Below are 25,225 nucleotides of genomic sequence, written 5' to 3' on the forward strand. Positions count from 1 at the left end.
GTATTCAATAAAACAGACCCCAGTCATCAGGAGCATCATTATCTTTATCGAAACCATTTACCCATTCAACAAATAATAGGCGAAACTGCTCAATTTCATCACGCAGAACATTCAAATAGGCAGGAGTTGCTAGTTTTTCTGCTTTGCAATAAGAAGTCTGAGCCAATAATTCCCGAGCATGCATCTTAATAATAACCGCATTTTCCATTCGTAGTGTGTAGAGATCTCCTCCCTCAGCACCAACGATTTTAGGAGCCAGCATCATCGCATTAGCCAACATCTGCTCATGCATCATCAGCACATCGTCTTCTTTATTGATCGTTTCAACAATGGCCTGCGTTAACTCCATGAGTTCATTGGCCTTGCGTAAGATAGGCAGGTTCTTAATCCGCCGGTTCTCGGCCTCCATTTCGGCGCGGGCTTCTTCCGGGTCGTAATCCTCATCGAAACCGTCCCAGTCCATGAAACTGTCGTCGTCGTCCTCGTCGTCAAAGTTCATCGCGAATTGGCGAAGGGGTTCAATACCTTCTCATTGACAAAGTAACACAAACCTTTATCCAAAACAAACCGATTTGGTGGAAAACTAACAGCGCCACAATGCTGATCATCAGCACTCTCGCGATTAATTGAATTCGGCGGTTTATAGGCATTTACTGAATTATATACTGGCTCTTAGTCGATCACAAAAAATAAAAACTGAATACCTCTCACGTTTAATAATCTAGCTTAGATATAGATTAAATTTTCGCATATCAGTGACTCTATAGATAACTTATTAATCCATTAGTACTATATTTGGCTACAAAGTGTTGATAATGGAAATTTCCTTTGCCTTGAAATGTATACAATATAATCTTTTAAGTATACAAAAATACAGCAACGGTAAACTTCCTGCATCTAAAACAGGTACTGCTTTATCCATCATGAAATTATTTTTACGGCCACTCCTGCTAACAGGGTTGACGGCTATGTTATGGGCCATTGGTCTATTACAGGCTGTTGCCCAAATCGATGTTACTTATCCGGTCAGCCGCATGATTGTCCAGCGGGACAATAATAACAACGCGACGGTTCAGATTGCTGGTAGTTATGCCCAACTGTTTGATTCGGTAGAAGCTCGTGCCGTTGTTCGAACAAGCGGACAGGGAACCACGACCAACTGGGCTACGCTTCAAACAAATCCACTCAACGGTCAATTCAATGGTACCTTAACCATCACGGGAGGGTGGTATCGAATTGAAGTCCGTGGAAAGCGAAATGGTCAGGTTGTGGCATCTGATTCAGTCGATCGGTTTGGCGTTGGTGAGGTCTTTGCCATCGTTGGTCATTCAAATGCACAGGGGTCAGCTTGCATTATTAATAATACGGACTACTGCACAACGATGCCCGGAGCCCTTGACGACCGTGTAACGGTGGTTCCTCTCGATCAAACAACCCCAGAGTTTTTACAATATGAAAACACCGCCGATACACGCTATTTACCCGGACTGACATTCAGTCAATTATCTACATTTAGTGGCATCTCTCCCTTCGCCAAAATGTCGTGGTTCTGGGGTCACATGGGCGATTTGCTAGTGCAGCGCATCAATGTACCGGTTTTGATTTATAATGCTGGTTTTGGAGGGACCAACATGGAATATAATTACAAGGCAGCCTACGATATTCCCTTTGACCACGGCTTCATCAAGTATTCGATTCGAATGCCCTACGTCAATCTGCGAAATCTGATGAATTTATACGTACCCTCAACGGGTATTCGGGCCATTCTTCTCCAGCATGGTGAAAATGATCGCGGTAATCCAACGGATCTTATCGTTACGCATCACTACGGCGTGATCGACAAGGTCCGTCAGGAGTTCGGTAAGCCAAACCTGGCCTGGATTATCGCCCTGTCGTCATTTGTCGGCGCCCCCTTCGATAATGTTCGGCAGGCTCAGCTTCAGGTTATCAATCGACAGAATTACCTGACCTATATGGGGCCTGACCTGGATAATGTTAACTCACCGGCTGACCGTCCTGATGGTATCCACTTTTCGGCTTCGGGCCAGAACCAGGTGGGGGCTTTATGGGCCAATGCCATCAGCAATAGCTATCTTCAGTCCATACAGCCTTATCTGGCCCAAAATCAACCATTCACCAGTATCGCCTGCGCGCCGGGCAATCAACTAACGTTAACTCAGCCTGCTGGTTATCAATACACCTGGAACACGGGTGATAGCATTCAGAGTTTAACCGTTGGAGCAGGAACTTATTCAGTACGTTTACGCGATCCTCAGAAAAAAGTAGTTTTCCCTCCGGCCGTCACGGTACCAAGTGTGGTCAGGCCAGCTACTCCTACCATTACAGTCAGCGGCTCAATGTCACTTTGTTTACCAGGAAGTGTCACCTTAACATCCAGTTATTCAGGCCCTAACCTCTGGAGTACGTCGGCAGTAACTTCTTCCATTCTGGCTAACCAGGTAGGAGCCTACTCCGTACAAGCCGTGAACGGTGTTTATGGCTGTCAATCCAGCCCGACAAGCATTACGATCAGCAACGCCATGACCGATCTGTCTCTTTCGCTGGGAGTTAGTCGAAGAACTGCCGCCGTAGGAGACACTGTTACGTTTTCGTTAACGGTTAAAAATGAAGGCTCGTGCGACGCTGGTGCAGTAACTATGCAAAATCGATTGCCCGACAATATGGTCTTTGTCTCTTCGTCAACTTTAACATCTACTAGTGGCGTGATAAGCGGAACGATCGCAAACGTAGCACCAGGGCAATCGGTCACCCGACAGTATGTAGCTCGCCTAACAGCGCCGGGAATGTATCAAAATGCCGGACAATTAACGGCTCAGGCCAGGATCGATCCCGACAGTCAGCCGAATTCAGGTACTGGCGATGGACAGGACGACGCAGCTATGGTTGATTTACGAACCACGTCAACAGCGGGAACACTTTCGCTATTTTCTTCGCCGAATCCCAACCAAACCCCTTTACCGCCCATACAGAGTAATCAGCCTACACCAAACCCGAGTAAAGCCGACCTCAGCCTGACCATGGAATTGAGTCAGCGCTATGTAAGGGCAGGACAAACTATTACTGTTACGCTTAAGGTTTTCAATCTGGGTGGTCTGAATGCTACAGGCATCGTCGTAAAAAACGACCTGCCAGCGGGCATGCAGTTCGTTTCATCCCCTTCCGGTATGACTTCGTCTGGATCGTCGGTAACCGGGTCTATCGGCCAGTTGGCAGCCGGACAAACAGCTAGTCTGTCTTTTACAGCTACAGTTACCAGTCAGGGAAATTTCACAAATGTGGCTCAAATTATGGCCTGCAATCAGAGTGACCCGGATAGTACGCCCGGTAACGGTACAACTAACGGTGAAGATGATACAGCTCAGGTAGATTTACGGGCTAACAGCGCATCTGGCGCACGAATTGCTGCTACGCCGAATGCGGTTGCCTCGCCCAATAAACAGGCTATAAATGCTACGCCGACCAGTACTCAGGGGCATCGATTTTCAAATAATGCCCCAAAGAAATAAGGCAGTTTTTGAGAAAACAGGATCTTAAATCAAACAAAAACGGGGGCAACCCGTATATTTGTTGGGTTTACACCCGGAGTGGATGCTCCTGATTTCCCACTGTACAGAATGACGTATTGTTTAGGAATTAAAGTCGCGTCGGGCTTAGTGGCCATTGCCGACAGACGGTTGACCTCTGGCACCGAAGTATCGTCTAATCGAAAAATTTCGGTTCACGAAGTCGAAAATCACTCGTTGTTTATCATGACGTCGGGCCTGCGGTCAGTACGCGACAAGGCTATTACGTATTTTAAAGAAGTGATTTCTGAACGAGATCGCTCGTTCAACAAGCTGTATAAGGCAGTAAATGCCTTTGGTGAACAGGTTAAGCGTGTGGCTCAGGAAGATAAAGAATCCATTACGGCCAGCGGTTTAAATTTCAATTTAAACGCCATTGTTGGCGGCCAATTGGAAGACGACGAAGAACATAAGCTCTTTCTGTTGTATCCTGAGGGAAACTGGGTAGAGGTAGATCAGGGATCACCATTTAAGATAATCGGCAACTCTGGATACGGCAAGCCACTGTTATTCAGAAATTTATCTTACGAAACCAGCCTACCCGAAGCGTTAAAAATTGGCTTTCTCGCCTTCGATGCCACCCGAGTCAGCGCCAACGATGTCGATTATCCATTAGATGTCGTCATTTACCCCAAAGACAGTTTTCACATGACCGAATACCGGCTCGAAAAAGAAGACATGGATGAAGTGTCGCACCAGTGGAGCGCGCTTCTTAGTAACTCTGTCCGCAAATTACCGACCTACTGGATGGACCCAATCTTTGAGAAAGTACGTTCGGTTAAAAATGTATAACCAATTCTAAATGATGAAGTGTAAATGATGAATTCTTAATAGAACCAGTCTTATCGATTCATTATTTTTACTTCATCATTCTAAACCATGCTTCTTCACGTTCGGCACGAATCTGAATACAACTATGATATTCCTGTTGCACTCGGCCCGCAAACGCTGTATCTATACCCCCGGACCTATCCTTACCAGCAAATGCTGGACTATAGCCTGATAATCGACCCTAAACCGTCGCGGATTGTGCGGAACATTGATGTAGAAGGCAACGTACAACAATTAGCCTATTTTAACCATCCGACTAACCGCCTGATGGTTACGGCCGAGATGAAACTTCAGTCAGACGAGTTTAACTCGTTCGACTTTGTGCTTTTTCCGTTTGAAACCCAGCGTGTGCCGTTTCGCTATCCCAAATATGAACAGGATTTGTTGCAACCTTATTTAGAGCGCGTTGGTGTCACACATCGAATTGAAGACTGGGCCAAACAGATCGCAGCTAAATCGGGCTGGCAGACAACGGGTTTTCTAATCGCCCTGAATCAAACCATTCGGGAGTTTACGTATGAAATTCGCGAAGTAGGGTCGCCATTTCCGCCTGAGCAAACGCTTACGCTACGCAAGGGCTCCTGTCGCGATTATACTACGTTGTTCATGGCTGCTTGCCGGAGTCTTGGTATTGCGGCTCGTTTTGTGAGTGGGTATTTGTTCGGAAATCCACAACAGGAGCATCAGCTACACGCCTGGGTTGAGGTATATCTGCCCGGCGCTGGCTGGCGGGGCTTCGATCCAACCGAAGGGTCACTTGTTGTGAACCGGCATATATTTCTGACATCAACGGCCAAACCAGAATTGGCAGCCCCTATCAGTGGAACATTTATAGGGCGGGCTAATTCTACTTTACGATCGGAGTTATTATTTGCATAACCATTTAAGACTCGGTATGGAGCTTACGTCACAAAGTTTTTTTGCGCTTAAGCCCTTACCCCTTGCCCCTTACGCCCTGCAACCTATCTTTGCAGACTTATCAGAATTTTTATCAGACCCTTCACGTGGCATTAATTAAGTCTATTTCCGGGATACGAGGAACGATTGGGGGGCGCAGCGGAGACGGACTGACGCCCTTGGATGTGGTTAAATTTGCGGCTGCTTTCGGGCAGTGGCTTCGGCAACGCAACCCTGAGAAACAAACTGTTGTGATTGGCCGCGATGGACGGCTTTCGGGTGAAATGGTATCGAAGCTGGTAGCGGCTACTTTACAGGGCCTGGGTTTGCATGTGATCGACCTTGGTCTGTCAACGACTCCTACTGTTGAACTTGCCGTAACGGCCGAAGGGGCTGCGGGTGGCATCATCTTAACGGCCAGCCATAATCCTATACAATGGAATGCCCTTAAACTTCTGAATGAAGCCGGTGAATTTATTTCAGCAACGGATGGAGCCGAAGTACTTTCTATTGCGGAAGCTGAATCATTTGATTTTGCGGAAGCGCGTAAATTAGGTAAATATCAAACCGATACGAGCTGGCTTCAAAAACATATTGACCTGATCTTGGCCTTGCCCTTGGTAGATCGTGCTGCCATTGCAGCCCGTAATTTCAGGGTTATTGTCGATGCGGTTAACTCCACGGGTGGCCTGGCGGTACCGATGCTGCTGGAAGCCCTGGGTGTAGAAAAAATCGCCAAATTACACTGCGAACCGACGGGCAATTTTGCTCATAATCCCGAACCCTTACCTGAAAATCTACGCGATATAATCAAGGAGATGGAGAAAGGGAATACGGACCTCGGTATTGTGGTCGATCCTGACGTTGACCGGCTTGCCCTGATTTGTGAAGATGGTTCGCCGTTTGGCGAAGAATATACGCTGGTTGCCGTTTCAGATTATGTCCTGAAAAACAAGCCTGGCAATACCGTGTCAAATTTGTCGAGCACGATAGCGCTACGCGACGTGACCCAAAAATACGGCGGACAGCATTTTGCGTCAGCGGTTGGCGAGGTTAACGTGGTTGAGATGATGAAAGCGAAAGACGCGGTCATTGGCGGTGAAGGCAACGGCGGCATTATCTATCCTGACCTTCATTACGGTCGCGATGCTCTGGTTGGCATTGCGCTGTTTCTGACCCATCTGGCCAAGTCGGGAAAGTCAGCTTCTATGCTGCGACGGACCTACCCGAATTATTACATTTCCAAAAACAAAATTGAACTGACACCCGATATTGATGTTGATGCCGTGCTGGATCGGATTCAGGCTAAATACGCCCGGAATCCAATCAACACCATCGATGGCGTTAAGATCGAGTTCGACAAAGAGTGGGTTCACCTGCGGAAGTCAAATACAGAACCAATCATCCGTATCTACTCCGAATCGGATACCCTTGCCACTGCCGATCATCTGGCTGGTAAAATCATTGACGACATTCGTGAAGTGATTGCCGAAAAACGATAACTAGTCGCTTATATACGAATAGCCGCCGGTTCCTGCTCGTCTGCAGCGAACCGGCTTTTTTTTGTACGTCAGTATGTAACTCAGCCACACTTTTGCGCCCATTAACAACTACTATCTTGTGGAATAAACTACTCATTCGTTTTCGTTAAAAGTCTCACAAATGGCACCAACCTACCCATAATATACTGTTTATCAGAACTATGCTCTTCTTCAAAACACTCTGGCATACTTTTTAACGTATATAAGCTATCCCAGAACGAATTTAAACACAACTAAGATTATGAGTTTTCTTAAAGGAGTATTAGCAGGCCTGGCCATTGGTTATCTGACGGCTCCCCGTAGTGGTAAAGAAACCCGCGATCAATTGACTCAGCGTGTCAATGACTTACAGGATCAGTGGGATGAGGGTGTTGCTCAGGTCAAATCACAGATCGATAGTTTGGTTGGAAACGCTGAAAACAAGGTTGATCGGTATGCTAACCAGGCGGAGAAAAAAGTGGACCACTACAAGAATGAAGTCCAATCGAGCTATAACAAAGAGCGGGCAAAAAATACCTATAATAACAAAGTAGATGATGTAGCCGACGCAGCAAAATCTGGCATCAATAATGCCGAAGATGCGCTTAAAATCAGCTAACATCAGAATTGATTAGCTGGGCTATGAGTCATTACGATTACGGATGATGTCCTAGTCTACCTCGTTAGCCTGGTTATACACTCACTATTAAAGAGGAAAGGGTCAAGACCTTCGTCAATATGGCGAAGGTCTTGACCCTTTCCTGTGTATTTACCGTTCCCTCAATGAGTTAACTAGTGTGTTATACTATTTTGTTCCTTCCCGACTAATGCATGATATTGAGCTACTTTACCATGAAATCAGACCTACCTTCTATTTTTCTTAGTCGAATCCGTGGTCTATTACTGGGGCTGGGTTTGCTATTCGTTTCTCCGCTCCTGCCTGGTTGCATAACCACTCGTGTGACGACGGAGCCGGACTGCAACACACCAGCTAATGTTACCTATACCCAGCAAACTACCACTGCCTATTTCTGGGGATTAAAGCAACCAACCGATATCACTCCTCCCTGCGACCGCCGGTTCAATCATCTCAACGGCGTAACGGTCAAATCTACATTTGCGCATTATCTCTTATCGACCGTTACGCTCGGTGTTGTTAATAAACGGCACGTACGATGGTGCTGTGCACCCTACGTACCCCCAACCGATTCGATCTAAATCTTTTCCACCTTTAACCCGTCGGCACCATGAGCTTACCGAATGGCCTTCAGCAATTGGTGGTTTCAGAACTGACCAATCGCCATGAAAACTTTACGCAACCCCTTACACCCGACACGTCTTTTAAGCTGACCATTCCCAGTGGTTTACCCGATAGCAAATCTGAATATCGGCAAACGACCGCTAATTTTCAGTGGCTCATCAAACACGCCATCGAGAATAATAGTCGTTTACGGGCTATTGGCAAAAACTGGTCGTTCGCTAAAGTTGGTGTTACTAATGGCGGTATGATCGATACCGACGCGCTGATGCAAACCTTTGCCATCCGAAATACATCGGTTGCACCCGCCTATCTGCAGGCAGGCAAATCGGCGGATAACCTGTTTTTTACTGAATGCGGCACTACGATCCACATTTTGGAACAACTCCTTGAGGCTCGCAATAAGTCGATCCGCGCATCGGGAGCCAGCAATGGGCAGACTGTTGCCGGAGCCACATCAACCGGTACCCACGGCGCAGCGTTCGACTTTGGGGCCGTGCACGATACCATCGTGGGCCTACATATCGTGTGCGGCCCCGACAAACACATCTGGCTGGAACGGGCGTCGTATCCAGTAGCGGGTCAACCCTTCCTTGACTTGCTTGACGTAACTGAGGTAATACGTGATGATAATCTGTTCAATGCAGCCATAGTTAGTTTTGGTTCATTTGGCTTCATTCATGGCATTATGCTCGAAATCGAAGCCCTGTTCTGGTTAAAGTCATATAGTGCGAAGAGTGTACCCTATACCAGCGCCCTCAAAAAAGCCATGACCGACTGTGATTTTTCGGGTATTACCAACGCACTGAACCTCCCACCGCCAACGCCCGACGCCAAACCCTATCATTTCCAGCTTATTGTCAATCCGCATCAGTTCGACCTGACCGGGACCGACCCGACGCGGGGGCCGTTCGTCAGGATTTTGTATAAACACCACACAAAACCCGCTGGGGCAACACCTCCCCCACTCAAACCAGGTTTTACATACGGCGATGATACGATGGGCTTAATCCAAACGCTATTGGATAAGCTTACTCCCCGAAAACTTGTGCCTACGCTCGTCAATATGCTTTATCCACAGGCATTGGAGGATACTGATGGCTGGGTTGGTACCATGAGTGATTTTTTCGGGAATACGAATATTCGGGGAAAAGCCTCCAGTGCCGCTATCGGTGTTGATGCGAAAGACAGTCCGCGTGTATTGGAGGAAGTCGTTGCGCTGAATGCAGAATCCGCTTTTCCGGGTATTATGGGCCTGCGATGGGTAAAGAAAACCCCGGCAACCCTGGGCTTTACACGCTTTCCGATCACCTGCGTACTGGAGCTCGACGGTATTGAATCTGAATTGACGCGTCAATTTCTGGAACGCGCCTGGAATCGGCTCGATGCGTTGGGCATTCCCTACACCCAGCATTGGGGAAAGGTCAATTTCAATCTTGATGGCTCCCGTATTCGTCGGCAGTACGGTGATGCCGCCGTTGATGCGTGGCTAACGGCCCGGAATCAACTCCTTGACTCTCCGACGCGGGCCGTATTCACCAATGAATTTATGGAAAAATGTGGGCTGGACCAGGAAGTCGTCGATGAACCAATTGTGTAAAGAGCGATTCCCCAGGCTCATAAAGTTTTAAAACTCTATGAACCTGGGGAATCGCTCTTTACACGTGTCGCTTACTGAATAGCAATGGGCACCTCAACCGTTTCCCATTTCAGAACAACTCCTTTGCCGGTTACATTATACACCAGCCGTTCCGTCATGGGCGCCGTGGCTGGCTTTACAGATACGGTCAATACGTCATTGGCCGGATCGCGATTGGCCTCTCCACCCCGTTTGATACCCCACTGACCCGTTTGAGAATTAAAGATGATTTTCCATTCTTTTTGATCAGGAATGGCAAATAGGCTATATTTTCCGGCAGGCAGTGTTTTTCCTTCGACCTTGATGTCTTTGTCCGTCTCGAAGATAGTCGCTTCATTGGCTCCGGCCCGCCACACTTTTCCATAAGGAGCAAGCGTACCACTAGGGTCCCAAACCTGGCGACCTTTCACCGAAGGGCTACTATAATTGATGGTGATGGTAGCATCTTTAATTTTCCCACTGGCTGTAGCCGGTGGACTAGGCCGGTTCGCCTTGTCTCCTTGAGCCCATGTCATCATTGTCATTAATACGCCGGCTAACGTTAGCGTAATTACCCGGCTAATGTGTTTAGTTCTCATTGTAATAAAAGATGTTAGGATTAATGCCTAAAGTTGAGAAATCTTTCCCCTAAAACCTTATTGATACAACTAGTTTTTTACGCTTCTCGCAGAAACAAGTTCAGAATAAGCTATTGGGTCCTATCTGCGAAAACCCATCAAGCCATCGATCGGGCTACGGCACGGCTAACAGGGCGCTTTTTGGTCCGTCGGCCCCACCAGATCAGGGTTCCCGTTATGGGTAGGCTGGCGCAGACCATACTGGCACAAAACGCCAGAATCTTACCAGGTAATCCCCAAATGGCACCAACATGAATATCATAATTCATCCGTTTCAACTTCTTTGCCAGATTCACGTCGGCATAGTTACCAGTGTAGGGGCTGTCGACCGATAACTCCTTTAGTGTGTGTTGGTCATAATAATGGTAATCAACCTTGTAGTACGTACCAGGCCGATAATTGACGTATGAAAAAATTGATTCGCCGGGAGTTTTGGGAAATGACAGATTAATGCCTTGCAGCGCTGGATTTTCCCGTCGGAGTTTTAGCCAGATTTTATCTACCACCGTTGCGGCCGACGATACGCCAGGGGCTACTGTCGAATCAGAAGGTGGAATGATGTATTCAACTGAGCCCGTACCACCAGTTGTCCGATATACCAGTGTTGAAAACCACTGAAAACCCCACACCAGGCCGGTTATGGCAAAGATCATTCCAACAGCCAGCATGTAAAAGCCCAACACATTGTGCAAATCGTAGTTCTTCCGGCGCCAGGCTGCATTCCATTTAATGCTGAATCGCTGTTTAGCCGCACTTTTGTTTTTAGGCCACCAAAGCACCAACCCAGAGATCAGTAACAGAAGAAAAATAAGCGTAGCCGAGGCCACTACAGGCTGGCCAATTTTTTCGGGCAACCATAAATAATAATGCCCATGCAGGATGAAATGAAAGAAATCTTCATCTTCGTCCCAAACCTTCAGCACTTCCCCCGAAAAGGGATTCAGGTAAACGACGTAATAGAATTCCGGATCAGCATTATAAAAGCCAACCGTAGCACTCCGTCCTGTCTCTTCGTATAAAACACCGTTTGCCACTTTACCGGGCAACACAGCCTCAGCTTTCGCTTTCAATACAGAAGGCGAAAGCAATTGGCCGTCTTTCGGCGGTTCAACAAAACGATAGGGCTGAGTAGCGTTTTTTATTTCCTGTTCAAAAGCCAGCACACAGCCCGTCAGGCTAATAACAAAGACAATTAGCCCGGACGCGAGCCCAAGCCAAAGGTGAATCGTTCCAACCAGTTTTTTTACTGTCATCGTCGGCTTAGTCAGTCGTTAGATGTAGTATCTTTCTGGGCTCGAACCGTGTCATAGTTTATAACCGTAGCACGGTTCGACGCCAAAAAAGATACTACGCTTAGATAAGGTTCACGTTTTTGGCGCAAACAGCATGGCTTCGCCCCAAGCCTCTGTCTGCGCCAAATCGTCACTGAATACTATTAGAATTTAAAACCCATACTCAGGCGGAAATTGCGGGGAGCCTGCGCCTGCCAGTAATACGATTTACTCCACGAATAATAAGCGCCCGAATAGATGTATGCATCGAACAGATTGTTCACATTCAGAGCTATGTTAAAACGGTTGTTCTGCCATGATATGGCCCCGTCGGCCTGAAACGTGTTTGGCATGGTCGGGTTTTTATCGACAGCATCCGAAAACCAGCCATATCGATCAAGCTGCCACTGGTAACCGAGTGAAACACCCAGCCCCTGCACAGCGCCCTGACGTACACGATACGAGAGCCAGGCATTTGTTACATGTCTGCTATAGCCGGGAACCGGCAAACCAACATTTTCGGATTTGGTATCTTTGGTGATTTTCGAATCCGTATAGGCATAGTTAGCTATCAGGTTCAGGCCTGGCACTAATTCACCACGCAGGTCGAACTCAATACCACTGGTTTTCGTCGCTCCTAACTGAATGGAGTAATTCGGATTCGTAGGATCGGTGGTCAGTACATTATTCTTGGTGATTGTATAGGCCGAAATCGTCGAGTTCCAGCGACCATCGGCCCAATCTTTCTTCAGACCGATTTCGGTGTTATTGCCCGTTATTGGTTTAAAAGCATTACCCATGCGGTCAACACCCGCCTGTGGCACAAACGCCTGATCGTAGAGTGCATAAACCGACGTCTGTTTGTTCAGCGAAACACTGGCTCCTACCCGGGGTGTAAATACGGTTTCATCGGTACCCTCACCATACTGACTATCGCGGGCAGTTGTCAGACGGCCAGCCAGGGTCAGGCGGATTTTGTCCTGCCAGAAACGCAGCTCATCCTGCAAATACAAACCGCTGTATGACTGACTCAGCACATTGGCACCCGCCCGATTACGCAGGCTTTGCGAACGATCAAACGTTGGCAACAGTTGTGAAGGCAAATAATAGTTTGGCTTATTTCCGTTGAATACAAACGAGCTATCGTATAACGGGAACGTTTGATTCCAGTCGGCAATGTATTTTTTATTACCCAGATCCAGCCCAGCCAGAATACGGTGCGTAATGGCTCCCGTCGTAACATCACCATTGACGAAGATCTGCGCAAATTTCCCTTCATTGGCCGCATCCCAAATGCTGACATTCCGATAAATATCGCCATTTGCTTTTGTCGAATCAGCCCAGAGCGAACTACCGACCTGCGAATAATTGAAGTACGCCAATTGACCGGTCAGTTTCCAGTTTGGGCTAAGCTGATGCTCCAGAATCAGGAAAGAGCTATGATCATGAATCGTTGTCGGATCAAGGTTGGCAGAAGCCGTTGAGAGCGTCCGCGGAAAAGCGCCATAACCATTTGCCGAAAATATGTAGGCCGAGCCAATCACCGACATCTGTGAATACTGATAGGTGTATTCGGCCGTGATGGATGTCTGGTCACTCAATTTATATTTAACAACGGGGGCTATTGTATACCGGTTGTTATACTCAAAATCGCGGAATGACCCTTTTGACTGGCCCATTACGTTCAGCCGGTATAGCAGACTACCGTCCTGGCTAAGTTTTCCGTCCAGATCAAGTGTAGCACGGTAAGTATCAAAACTGCCCGTTGTCAGGTTCACTTCGCCTTTTGTGACGCCGGTTGGTTTCTTCGTTACGATGTTATAAAAACCACTCGGTTCACCATTGGCCATCATAAATCCAGCTGGTCCTTTCACAAATTCAATCCGTTCAACCATCGACATATCTTCGGCCAGCGGTCCCCAGGTCGATGAAACATTCATGCCATTCCGGAACGGCGAAACCCGCGAACCGCGCATGTTTAGCCGGGCGTAGTTATCCCAGTGCTCCTGCCGTGTAACGCCACTTACATTGCGGGAAACGCCTTCGAGCATGTCGAAAATCTGCTGATCAGCAATCAACTGGCGGTTAACCACCTGAACATTCTGGGGCAATTCGAGCAGGGGCGTTTTCACTCGAAGGCTATTCGACGGAATATCAGTCTTGTAGGAGTTTTTACCCTCTACCGTCACTTCCTGCAACGTTTCGGTAGTTTCAGGAAGTACGAAGTCGGCTAACCGCGTGGTTTCACCTGCCGACACAGTCACTGTCTGGCGGTTGCGTGAATGGCCAATCCGGCTAACAACGATTGATTGCGTACCTGCGGGCACATTATTGAGCGTAAATTCGCCCTGCTCGTTTGTTGTCGTTCCGATTCGTGAATTCGATAAACGGACCGTAACCTCGCTAAGCGGCTGGGCTGTTGCCGACACAATGCGTCCGGCAATGGTACCCGAAGTTGATTGGGCAAAAAGAGGAAGATTTAACAGACTCAGCCACAATGACCACAGGATCAGTGAGGGCATTTGTGTTTTATATAGGTTGCAATTCATATTTATTTAGACTAATTCTTAATTACAAACCTAAATACTGATTCGATATAAGAGTTGATTTTTCCCGTAAAATCAATAAAATACTTTATATTGTACTATTTTATTCGTTTTTCGCTTCGTTAATAGACCTTAAACATGAAAATGCCCGACGCTCCAGCGTCGGGCATTTTCATGTTTAGAAAATCGCAATTCATGAGCTTTATTTACTCCCATTCGATCGTTGCGGGTGGTTTCGAGGAGATGTCATAAACAACACGATTTACCCCTTTAACCCGATTGATAATTTCGTTGGAGACATCGGCCAGAAACTCGTAAGGCAAATGTGCCCAGTCTGCGGTCATCCCGTCTACGCTCGTTACGGCACGAAGAGCTACTACGCGTTCGTAAGTGCGTTCGTCGCCCATAACCCCAACCGATTGAACCGGCAACAGCATAGCACCTGCCTGCCAAACTTTGTCATATAAACCTTCACGCTTCAGACCGTCGATAAACAGCGCATCGACCTGCTGTAAGATGTCTACTTTCTCGGGGGTGATATCGCCCAGAATACGGATAGCCAGTCCGGGACCGGGAAATGGATGACGTCCCAGAATAGCTTCGGGAAGGCCAAGCGTCCGGCCGACCGACCGCACTTCGTCTTTAAACAATGTATTGAGTGGTTCAACCACTTTCAGCTTCATAAAGTCGGGTAAACCACCCACATTATGGTGCGATTTGATCGTTGCTGAAGGGCCTTTTACCGATACCGATTCAATGACATCGGGGTAGATTGTTCCCTGTCCCAACCACGACACGCCCTCAATGAGGTGTGCTTCGTGGTCAAATACATCGATAAATGTTTTGCCGATGGCTTTACGCTTTGCTTCAGGATCGGTCAATCCAGTGAGTGCCGTATAGAATTGCTCTTTTGCATCAACACCTTTCACGTTCAGTCCCAGCGTTTTATAGGACTCCAATACGCCGGAGAACTCATCTTTGCGCAGGACACCGTTATCAACAAAAATGCAATACAGATTCTTGCCGATAGCCTGGTGAATGAGGACGGCGGCTACCGACGAATCGACGCCACCCGACAGCCCCAGCACGACTTTGTCGTCACCAATTTTCTGTTTCAACTGGGCAACCGTTGCTTCGACGAACGATTCCGATGTCCAGTCCTGTGCACAGCCGCAGATATCGACGACAAAGTTGTGGAGGAGCGTTTTTCCCTGAAGCGAATGCGTCACTTCGGGGTGAAACTGAATACCGTACGTTGGTTCGCCTTCCACCTGAAAAGCGGCAACCCGAACGGTATCGGTCGATGCAATGATCTTGAAATTATCGGGAACACTCGTGATCGTGTCGGCATGCGACATCCAGACCTGTGAGTGCTGGTCGATACCTCTCAGCAATGGACTATCGTTGTTGACAGTACCAAGTTTAGCCCGGCCATATTCCCGAATGGCCGATGCCTTCACCTCACCTCCGCTCGTATGAGCCAGTAGTTGAGCTCCGTAGCATACGCCCAGAATGGGTAGTTTATGCCGAAAAGCTGCCAGGTGAACTTCGGGTGCATCAGCGTCGCGGACGGATGATGGACTCCCCGAAAGAATGATGCCCTTAACGTCAGAGGTAATCGTTGGAATGTGATTGTACGGATGGATTTCGCAATAAACGTTCAGTTCGCGCACCCGGCGGGCAATAAGTTGGGTGTACTGTGAACCAAAATCCAGAATCAGAATCTGCTCAGTGGCCATGGATGGGTCTCTAAAATGCAAAGTTAGAGCATTTTGCCTGCACCACAAACAAATGTGAACGAGTGGCTGGTGAAAGAGCAAAAAGTTGGTAGCAGTTTTTCGCTCGTTCATCAGTCACTCGTTTGCTCTTTTCAGGGGTATAGCAAATATTTCTTCCGCATGACTTTATACCCATCCAGCGCTGGTTGCCAGCTTTGCCGGATTTTATCTTCCGATACGCCAGCAATCATCTGCAACCGAAGTTGATCGGTGCCCGCCAGTCGGTCAATACCGCCATTGGCCAGAAAAAACTTACTTTTATCGCTGGCTTTTTTATAGAAGTCGAAGAAATAATTCAGCATCATTTCCTGTTTCGAGATGGCAATTGCCGATAAATCCAACCCATAGCACAGCAGTCCTTCCAGCGGTGGATTGATAGCGCCGGGTTTATCTACCGGCGTAAATGTGTACGGACCATATTTTGTGTAGGGTGATCCAATAACCTGAAACTGTTTGTCAGTGCCGCGTCCAACACTGACGACCGTTCCTTCAAAAAAGCAGAGTGATGGATACAGCAATACAGCCTGTTGATTCGGCAGGTTCGGAGAAGGTCGTACCGGCAACACATAGGGCGTCTGATGTGTGTAGTTTTTGACAGGCACTACGGTAAGTTTGCAGGTTTTGCTGCCAGCCAACCAGCCTTCGCCGTTGATCATCCGGGCCAGTTCGCCAACTGTCAATCCGTGAACGACCGGAATTGGGTGCATTCCTACAAATGATTTAAACTTCGGGTCCAGTACGGGTCCATCGATGAAGTGGCCATTGGGATTCGGGCGATCCAATATAATGAGTGGTTTATTGGTCTCGGCACAAGCCTCCATGACGTAATGCATGGTACTGATGTAGGTATAAAATCGCGTTCCTACGTCCTGAATGTCGAAAATGATCACATCCAGCGAGTCCATCTGGGCGGGCGATGGCTTCCGGTTCTGCCCGTATAAAGAGGTGATGAAAACACCCGTGCGTTGATCACGGCTATTACTGATTTTCTCGCCATCGGTGGCTTCTCCACGAAATCCATGCTCCGGCGCGAAAATGGTCTTAATCGTCACTCCACGTGCAATCAGGCTATCAACCAAATGCGTCGTACCAATTCGCGATGTATGATTGACGACCATGCCAACGCGTTTTCCCTGCAAGGCGGGCAGATAGAGCGTCATTTGATCGGCTCCGGTCTGGAGGGGCCCAGTTTGACTTGACTGGCTATAGGCATTTGGGAGCAAACTACAGGCGGCAATGAGCAGATAGGCAAAAATCAGCGTAAGGTGTTTCATAAGTTGCGAAAATGAGTTTCAGGGTTTTATGGATGAAGAAGCCGAATCAGTAGATAGTCGAATCAGAAAAGTAGTCCCTCCTTCGGCGTTGTTTTCCAGTGTAAGTAAACCGTCATATCCTTTCGTAATAATATCATAACTGAGTGAAAGACCAAGACCAGTTACGTTTGATTTGAACCAACAAGCAGACAAATCTCCCCGTTGCGAGAGCGATAAAGCCATTATTGACAAATTGCGTTCCGTAAAACTCTTACATTTACGCACTAGAACAAAACAGTTGTTAGTCAGGCGTCGTTAGTGATCAGTCACTAGTTGCCCGGGCTTTTCCGATTATGCACTTGACTAACGCCTAACCACTCCGTTTTGAACGTACCTATTTTTCTGGCTCGTAAGGTCCGTCACGCACCTGAGGGCAGTTTTTCAGCTACCGTTACCCGCGTCGGGATAATCAGTATAGCACTCGGTCTATCCATTCTGATCGTGGCTTTTGCCGTATTGTTTGGCTTCAAAAATACCATCCAGCAGAAGATATTTCTGTTCGGCGCTCATTTGCAGGCGAGTAAATTTACCAATAACAGCTCCTATCAGGAAACGCCCATTGCGCTTAACACCAAACTTTATCGCGATAGTACCCGGATTCCGGGCGTTCAGCATATTCAGGCAGTTGCCCTGAAAGCAGGCATTCTGAAAACCAGCAACGAGTTGACAGGCGTGGTTCTGAAAGGCGTAGGCAAAGATTATGACTGGAATCTGTTTCATGGTTCAATCGTAGCCGGCACCGTGCCAACTGTGGGGGCCGATACCGGAACGGGATCGACACAATTACTGATTAGTCAATACATGGCCAATCAGCTACAGGTAAAAGTTGGTCAGAACATACCACTCTATTTTCTGGGAAATCCACCCCGCGCCCGTAAAATGACGGTGGTGGGCATTTACGAAACGGGACTGGAAGAGGTTGATAAGACCATTGCATTAGGCGATATACGGCTTATTCAACGCCTAAACAAATGGGGGCCTGATTCGGTCGGTAGTTATGAAATCTTCGTAAAGGATTTCAATCGCCTGGATGCCACAGCCAATAACATTTTTGACGAAATGACGCCCGATATGCGCCTGACACGTGTAACGGACCAGTACCGTCCGCTCTTCGACTGGATGGTATTGCTCGATCGTAACATGGTGATCTTATTGGCCCTCATCACCTTTGTTGCCTCCTTCAATATGGTATCGGTGCTGTTGGTTCTGATGATGGAGCGAACACCAATGATTGGCCTATTAAAGGCTCTGGGCGGTTCAGATCCACTTATCCGACGTATGTTTTTATTCGTTGGACTGAACATGGTCGGCTGGGGATTGCTCATTGGCAATATCGTCGGGCTAGGCATCTGCTTTATTCAGGATCGCTTCAAACTGATCCCCCTCGATCCAAAAAACTACTTCATGAATTATGTCCCGATCGTTTGGGACTGGCCAACAATTCTTGCTCTGAATGGCGCAACGATTTTGTTGATTGCCTTTGCCCTCTGGCTACCGACGTTCATCATCAATCGGATTCAACCGGTAAAAGCTCTGGCGTTTAAGAAGTAAATCAAAGCAGAAGCACTACCTCTCCCCTGGTGTGAAAAGAGTATTCATACCTGGGGAGACTCTATGCCTATATTCTATAATTTATATATACTTTTCATTAAACTGTTACCTCCCTAGATTCTATCGTCCCAAAAGCCATATATTGTTTTTATTCAACTATTTACCGATAATCTCATGAAAAAATATCTGGCTGAATTAATTGGTACCTTCTCACTTGTATTTTTGGGATGTGGTGCTGCCGTTATTTCCGGCATTTCATCTACGGGTCCTTTGGGAATTGGCCTGTTGGGAATCTCGTTTGCATTTGGCCTAACGGTCGTTGTCATGGCCTATGCAATTGGTCCTATTTCGGGTTGCCATATTAATCCGGCAATCACGATCGCCATGCTGGTAGCGGGTAAAATAAAGCTCAACGACGCCGTGGGCTACATTGTCGCCCAGTTGATCGGCGCTACATTGGCTTCTTCTGTCTTATATATTGTTCAAAGTGGTGCGCCTGTGTTCATGATGAACGAATGGGCACTGGGTTCCAATGGCTGGGGGCAAGGGTATCTGGGTGCCTACAATACTGAATCTGCGTTCATAACGGAAGCGGTAATGACGTTTCTGTTCCTGTTAGTCATTTTCCATACGACCTCTAAATGGGGAAACAGCACGATGGCAGGTTTAGCCATTGGCTTAACCCTGATACTTATTCATTTAGTAGCGATTCCTGTTACCGGTACGTCGGTCAATCCGGCCCGCAGTTTTGGACCAGCTATTCTGGCGGGCGGTAAAGCCTTACAACAATTATGGTTATTCATCCTGGCTCCTATCGTTGGCGGAGTTCTAGCCGCACTTACCTGGAAAGGTATATTTGAAGACGCCGTTCCAGCACGATAAAGCGATCATATTTTGATCTAAAGCTATTCCACCGCTGGATGGCAGACCATGATTTTATCTGACAAAACAGTTAATCATGGTCTGCCATCCAGCGGTGGAATAGCTTTACGATATAGTCTGATTTTTATAAAACAGGAAAACCTATTATCCTTACGAGTAAGTATGCAAAAGCCTGGTGCATGGCAAAAGTTCACGTAGAATGGATTCCTATTTGCTTCGTAACTTTGGTACAATTTCACGAAGTAACAGTAATAAATAAATTCTTGCCTGTGCTATGATAGCTCAACGATCGGAAACCAAGCAGCCTGTATCATCACCCTTCGCGCATAAAATTCGTATTGTAACGGCGGCTTCACTCTTCGATGGTCACGATGCTGCCATTAATCTGATGCGTCGGTTAATGCAGGCATCGGGTGCTGAAGTTATTCATCTGGGGCATAATCGTTCGGTTGCCGAAATTGTCGATTGCGCTATTCAGGAAGATGTGCAGGGAATTGCGGTAACGAGTTATCAGGGCGGTCATCTGGAGTTTTTCAAATACATGTATGACCTGCTGAATGAACGCGGGGCAGGGCATATAAAAATTTTTGGCGGTGGTGGTGGCACAATTCTGCCATCCGAAATTGCTGAACTACAGGCTTATGGTATCGCCCGCATCTACTCCCCGGACGACGGACGAACAATGGGGCTTCAGGGTATGATCGATGACCTGCTAAAGCAGTGCGATTTTGAATTATCCCCCTCGGAGAACCTTGCGTCTCCAGGTTCACCCAATCAAATTGCCCGGCTCATCACGACCGCCGAGAATGCACCCGACCAATTTCCCCATTCATTCATTCAGCCAATCACTCGATCAATAAAGGTGCTTGGTGTTACCGGTACCGGAGGAGCCGGTAAGTCGTCGCTGGTGGATGAACTGGTGCTCCGTTTCCTGCGTACATTCCCGGATAAAACGCTGGCAATTATTTCGGTAGACCCTTCAAAGCGCAAAACAGGCGGAGCTTTACTGGGCGACCGCATCCGAATGAATGCCATTAACCCATCTGCCGGGTCGTTGGCTCGGGTATATATGCGTTCGCTGGCAACGCGTCAATCGAATCTGGCCCTGAGCCGACATGTGCAGGACGCTATCGATGTTTGTAAGGCTGCCCAATTCGATCTGATTATTGTTGAGACATCGGGGATTGGGCAATCGGATACCGAAATTACCGAACACGCCGATAAAACGCTCTATGTAATGACGGCCGAATATGGTGCGGCCACCCAGTTGGAGAAAATTGACATGCTCGACTTCGCCGATGTCATTGCTATTAATAAGTTTGATAAACGCGGGTCCTTGGATGCACTTCGGGATGTTCGCAAACAATACCGCAGAAATCACAACCGCTGGGACGTACCGGATCATGAACTTCCCATTCTCGGTACAATTGCGTCTCAGTTCAATGATCCGGGCATGAACGCCCTGTTCGACCGTTTGATGAATTTATTAGGCATGGAGATCGGCGATGGGAGCGTGGAGTCAGGTACTAATTTAAGCCAGGTTCCTCAGCCGATTATTCCACCCGACCGGGTGCGCTATTTAGCAGAGATTGTGGAAGAAAGCAGACGCTACAACGCCTTTGTTGACGATCAGACAACACTGGCGCGACAGCTCTATCAGATTGATGGAACACTTAAGCTTTTACCTGAAAATCCGCTTAAGGCCGAATTACAGAACCTATATGTCGAATTAGAAAGTCGGCTTAGCGCAGACTGTCGCAACTTACTGCATCAATGGCCCGATGTGCAGAAACGCTATTCGGCCGAGTTCTACGAGTTCACGGTTCGGGATAAAGTCATTCGGCAACCGCTCTATTCAGAAACGCTGTCTCATTTAAAAATACCGAAAGTTAGTCTACCCAAATACCACGATTGGGGTGACGTGTTAAGATGGTTATTGACCGAAAATGTTCCGGGCGAGTTTCCGTATGCGGCCGGAGTTTTCCCACTCAAGCGCGAAGGTGAAGATCCTACCCGGATGTTTGCGGGTGAAGGTGGCCCTGAGCGCACGAACCGACGATTCCATTATGTGTCGAAAGATCTGCCCGCAAAACGTCTCTCAACCGCGTTTGACTCCGTTACGCTCTATGGCGAAGATCCGGCCATGCGGCCTGATATTTTCGGTAAAGTCGGCAACTCAGGTGTCAGCGTTTGCACGCTCGATGATGCCAAGAAACTCTACTCTGGTTTCGATCTTTGCGATCCGGCTACATCGGTTTCCATGACGATCAATGGTCCCGCGCCCATGCTACTGGCTTTTTTCCTGAACGCAGCCATTGATCAGCAATGTGAGAAGTGGCTAAAAGAGCAGGGAACCAGGAATGGTGCACCCGATATTCAGGCTGAGGCTGTTCGATATCGGGGCGAATTGCCGGATGGGAATGATGGACTGGGACTGCTGCTGCTCGGCACAACCGGCGACAAAGTGTTACCACCTGAGGTGTACGAAAAAATCAAAGCTGAAACGCTCCGAAAAGTGCGCGGAACGGTACAGGCCGACATTCTGAAAGAAGACCAGGCACAAAATACCTGCATTTTTTCGACTGAATTTGCGCTTCGGATGATGGGCGACATTCAGCAATACTTCACGGACAACCGCGTTCAGAATTTCTATTCTGTTTCGATCTCGGGCTATCACATTGCGGAAGCGGGTGCGAACCCGATCTCACAGTTAGCGTTTACGCTATCCAATGGCTTTACGTTTGTGGAATACTACCTCAGCCGAGGTATGAACGTAGATGATTTTGCTCCAAATCTGTCGTTTTTTTTCTCGAACGGTATGGACCCAGAATACACCGTACTGGGCCGTGTTGCGCGACGGATCTGGGCGAAAGCGATGCGCAACAAATACAAAGCCAGCGAACGCTCCCAGAAACTCAAATACCACATTCAAACATCGGGGCGAAGTCTGCACGCCCAGGAAATAGCCTTTAACGATATCCGTACGACCCTGCAGGCGCTGCTCGCTATTTACGATAACTGCAACTCACTCCATACCAATGCCTACGACGAAGCCATAACCACCCCAACCGAAGAGTCGGTGCGTCGTGCCATGGCTATCCAATTGATTATCAACCGCGAATTTGGGTTAACCAAAAATGAAAATCCGTTGCAGGGCTCGTTCGTCGTCGACGAATTAACTAATCTGGTCGAGGAGGCTGTTTATCAGGAATTTCTGGCGATCAACGAACGGGGCGGAGTACTGGGCGCTATGGAACGTATGTATCAACGCAGTAAGATTCAGGAGGAGTCTATGTATTACGAAACCCTGAAACACAACGGCCAGCTACCTATCGTGGGAGTAAACACATTCCTGGCTTCCAGCGGTTCGCCAACCCTCGTTCCGAACGAAGTGATCCGGTCGACAGACGACGAAAAACGGTACGCAGTAGAATCTTGTCGGGCCTTTCAGGAACACCACCACGCTGAGTCGATCACTGCACTGACCAACCTACAGGCGACTGCCTTAGCAAATGGCAATATTTTTGACAGTCTCATGGAAGCATCTAAAGTATGCTCACTAGGTCAGTTATCAAATGCTCTTTATGCCGTAGGTGGACAATATCGCCGGAATATGTAGCAGGTCAATAGAGGGACATCAAAAAACCATATCTCACACACAATCAACTGATTATCAAATAAATAAATATCAATTTTAACTTGCTTTTAATTTAACGAGCCAGAATAACCGTATTCGTAGACAATACGCGTTTATTCTGGCTCGTTTTTTGTGCATTAAATGTACAACCTCTGCCATTAAGTATCCATACTGTTCATTAATCATGGATTTCCTGCGACGTTTACTAAAAACGGCTGTATCCGTATTATTCTTTTTTCCTTATACTCTTTTTGCCCAGTTGCAGGTAACTTTTCCTACCAGCCGATTGGTTATTCAACGAAATAATAACAATCAGGCCAATGTGCCTATTGTTGGGCAATGTCCTGCAAATGCCACCCAGATACAGGCACGGCTAACCGTACGACAGGGAGGTACTTCTACGGGGTGGATAACGCTGGACAATGCACCGGCAAATGGTGTTTTTCAGGGTTCATTGACGGGTATAACAGGCGGCTGGTATGATCTTCAGGTAAAGGCGTTTGCCGGGAATACCGAAATCGCATCTACCTCAATGGATCGGATCGGAGTTGGCGAGGTATTTGTTACGGCTGGGCAATCAAACTCATGGGGCGTAAACTGCTACACCGGCCAGGCCAACGATGACCGGGTCTCGATCATTAATTACTGGACAGGGCAGGCTGGTCAGTTCTCCGAAAACTCGTTGCCCTTTAACGTCAGTCATGCCGATTTATCAAGCGGCATTGCTAATACAGGTATGTTTCCAGGGGCTTATCTGTATGTCTGGGGTGCCCTGGGCGACAGACTGGTCACTCAACTTGGTGTGCCGGTTATGTTTTATGGAGCCTCTTATTCGGCAACCAACTCCAAGCACTGGGTACACACGGCCAATGGGGAGGAAACTTATTCAAATCTATCCCAAAATATGCCGTATCGGGTGTTGGGCGTAACCATTTTGCATTACCTGAAACGCACCGGTGCCCGGGCGGTTTTATGGCATCAGGGCGAGGGCGATAACTATTATCAGTCCTATAACGATTACCTCAACAACATCAACACCGTTATCGATAAATCGCGCACCCAACTTGGTTTTGGCAATCTGAGCTGGGTTGTTTCGCGGGTTAGTTACATTCCGGCGGCCCTAGGTAGTGAATATGTCAACCACGAAACCGATCCAAATATCATTGCAGCCCAAAACACACTGGCCAGCCAGATTAATAACTGGCAGGGACCGGCAACAGACGGCATGATCTACCCAACTTATCGCAAAGGAGATAGTTTTCACCTTCACTTTGATTCGGACGACTGCCCTGCTCTGATCGATGTGTGGAGCCAGGCCCTGCCAACAAGTTATTTTAACAACACCCAGCCTTCGCTGCCCAATCGAACGGTTCTGCTTACAACTGGCTACGTTTTCCCGTTCACGACTAATCCGGGTCAGAACGTTCAGGTACCCTATTTTTCGCGCGTCCCGGTACGAGTCGATAACCAGTACCAGGTAGAGATGCTAAGCGAAACCGGTTGTATGCTGGCTACATTGACTTCAGGGACGGGCAACCCATTGACGGTTACGCTGCCCAGTTGGGCCAATGGTCGATACCGTTTCCGGGTTAATTCGACGTCGCCAGCGATCATGGGCGAGCTTAGCGAACCGATAACGATCAATGGATCTGGAAGTGGTTTGCCTCCTGGCCTTCAGGCGCATGTATTAAGCACGGTTCGGAATGGAAACTGGAATGACCCGCAGGTATGGTCCTGTGGCTGGCTCCCATCGTCAATCGATACCACCGAGCTAAAACATGTCATTACATTGCCAACAGGTTATCAGGCTCATACGGGTCTGCTACGGTACAACAACGGCGCGCAATTAATTTACCAGAACGGAGGTATGTTGCGAATTGGCCAAAATTGACGTGTAGCAT

At 47.8% G+C, this 25,225-nt stretch carries 18 protein-coding genes; 11 read left to right on the plus strand and 7 right to left on the minus strand.

The genetic code is table 11. The annotated features are described in order from the left end of the window. Positions 1-4: 4 nt before the first annotated feature. Positions 5-499 carry a hypothetical protein gene (locus G8759_RS31630; RefSeq protein ID WP_077920058.1) on the minus strand — a complete coding sequence of 165 codons (495 nt, stop codon included), beginning with the start codon at positions 497-499 and terminating at the stop codon, positions 5-7. Positions 500-923: 424 nt separating this feature from the next. Here G8759_RS31630 and G8759_RS31635 point away from each other — a divergent pair, with 424 nt between their 5' ends. From G8759_RS31635 to G8759_RS31665, 7 genes are all read left to right on the plus strand, one after another. Then, complete coding sequence (locus G8759_RS31635) at positions 924-3,527, plus strand: sialate O-acetylesterase (protein ID WP_232074022.1); 2,604 nt, start codon at positions 924-926, stop codon at positions 3,525-3,527. Positions 3,528-3,635: 108 nt separating this feature from the next. Then, complete coding sequence (locus tag G8759_RS31640; protein ID WP_162390018.1) at positions 3,636-4,376, plus strand: peptidase; 741 nt, start codon at positions 3,636-3,638, stop codon at positions 4,374-4,376. An 87-nt stretch (positions 4,377-4,463) separates the two neighbouring features. Next, positions 4,464-5,294, plus strand: coding sequence for a transglutaminase family protein (locus G8759_RS31645; RefSeq protein WP_167217171.1), 831 nt, complete (start codon positions 4,464-4,466; stop codon positions 5,292-5,294). Between the two features lie 125 nt (positions 5,295-5,419). Then, positions 5,420-6,814 (plus strand): phosphoglucosamine mutase, encoded by a 1,395-nt coding sequence (gene glmM, locus G8759_RS31650; protein WP_167217173.1) that lies wholly within the window; start codon positions 5,420-5,422, stop codon positions 6,812-6,814. A 280-nt stretch (positions 6,815-7,094) separates the two neighbouring features. Continuing rightward, entirely contained in the window at positions 7,095-7,451 is a 357-nt protein-coding gene (locus G8759_RS31655; RefSeq protein ID WP_167217176.1) for a YtxH domain-containing protein, read from the plus strand. Between the two features lie 233 nt (positions 7,452-7,684). Further along, positions 7,685-8,050 (plus strand): hypothetical protein, encoded by a 366-nt coding sequence (locus tag G8759_RS31660; protein WP_167217178.1) that lies wholly within the window; start codon positions 7,685-7,687, stop codon positions 8,048-8,050. Between the two features lie 29 nt (positions 8,051-8,079). Beyond that, on the plus strand, positions 8,080-9,690 hold the full coding sequence (locus G8759_RS31665) for an FAD-binding protein (RefSeq protein ID WP_167217180.1): 1,611 nt from the start codon (positions 8,080-8,082) through the stop codon (positions 9,688-9,690). A 71-nt stretch (positions 9,691-9,761) separates the two neighbouring features. Here G8759_RS31665 and G8759_RS31670 read toward each other — a convergent pair whose 3' ends face one another. From G8759_RS31670 to G8759_RS31695, 6 genes are all read right to left on the minus strand, one after another. Beyond that, the gene (locus G8759_RS31670; protein ID WP_197933060.1) at positions 9,762-10,307 is read right to left on the minus strand and encodes a DUF2911 domain-containing protein; all 546 of its coding nucleotides are present in this window, start codon (positions 10,305-10,307) and stop codon (positions 9,762-9,764) included. A gap of 137 nt (positions 10,308-10,444) precedes the next feature. After that, positions 10,445-11,599 (minus strand): PepSY-associated TM helix domain-containing protein, encoded by a 1,155-nt coding sequence (locus G8759_RS31675; RefSeq protein WP_167217182.1) that lies wholly within the window; start codon positions 11,597-11,599, stop codon positions 10,445-10,447. A 182-nt stretch (positions 11,600-11,781) separates the two neighbouring features. Continuing rightward, positions 11,782-14,139: a TonB-dependent receptor gene (locus G8759_RS31680; RefSeq protein WP_167217184.1), complete on the minus strand. Its 2,358-nt coding sequence runs from the start codon at positions 14,137-14,139 to the stop codon at positions 11,782-11,784. A 230-nt stretch (positions 14,140-14,369) separates the two neighbouring features. Beyond that, on the minus strand, positions 14,370-15,902 hold the full coding sequence (gene guaA / locus G8759_RS31685; protein ID WP_167217186.1) for a glutamine-hydrolyzing GMP synthase: 1,533 nt from the start codon (positions 15,900-15,902) through the stop codon (positions 14,370-14,372). Between the two features lie 131 nt (positions 15,903-16,033). Then, positions 16,034-17,215, minus strand: a complete 1,182-nt coding sequence (locus tag G8759_RS31690; RefSeq protein WP_167217188.1) for an exo-beta-N-acetylmuramidase NamZ family protein — start codon at positions 17,213-17,215, stop codon at positions 16,034-16,036. An 18-nt stretch (positions 17,216-17,233) separates the two neighbouring features. Further along, positions 17,234-17,437, minus strand: a complete 204-nt coding sequence (locus G8759_RS31695) for a hypothetical protein (RefSeq protein WP_167217190.1) — start codon at positions 17,435-17,437, stop codon at positions 17,234-17,236. 141 nt (positions 17,438-17,578) lie between these two features. Between G8759_RS31695 and G8759_RS31700 the strand changes: the two genes are divergently transcribed. The 4 genes from G8759_RS31700 to G8759_RS31715 all read left to right on the plus strand — a co-directional run bounded on the left by G8759_RS31700 (position 17,579) and on the right by G8759_RS31715 (position 25,215). Next, positions 17,579-18,805 carry an ABC transporter permease gene (locus G8759_RS31700; protein WP_167217192.1) on the plus strand — a complete coding sequence of 409 codons (1,227 nt, stop codon included), beginning with the start codon at positions 17,579-17,581 and terminating at the stop codon, positions 18,803-18,805. 174 nt (positions 18,806-18,979) lie between these two features. Then, the gene (gene aqpZ, locus G8759_RS31705) at positions 18,980-19,687 is read left to right on the plus strand and encodes an aquaporin Z (RefSeq protein WP_167217194.1); all 708 of its coding nucleotides are present in this window, start codon (positions 18,980-18,982) and stop codon (positions 19,685-19,687) included. A 274-nt stretch (positions 19,688-19,961) separates the two neighbouring features. After that, positions 19,962-23,306 carry a methylmalonyl-CoA mutase family protein gene (locus G8759_RS31710; RefSeq protein WP_167217196.1) on the plus strand — a complete coding sequence of 1,115 codons (3,345 nt, stop codon included), beginning with the start codon at positions 19,962-19,964 and terminating at the stop codon, positions 23,304-23,306. Between the two features lie 202 nt (positions 23,307-23,508). Next, a complete protein-coding gene (locus tag G8759_RS31715) occupies positions 23,509-25,215 on the plus strand; it encodes a sialate O-acetylesterase (protein WP_167217198.1) in 1,707 nt (568 codons plus the stop codon). Positions 25,216-25,225 lie beyond the last annotated feature (10 nt).

Origin of the sequence: Spirosoma aureum (genome assembly GCF_011604685.1) — a bacterium.
GTDB lineage: Bacteria > Bacteroidota > Bacteroidia > Cytophagales > Spirosomataceae > Spirosoma > Spirosoma aureum.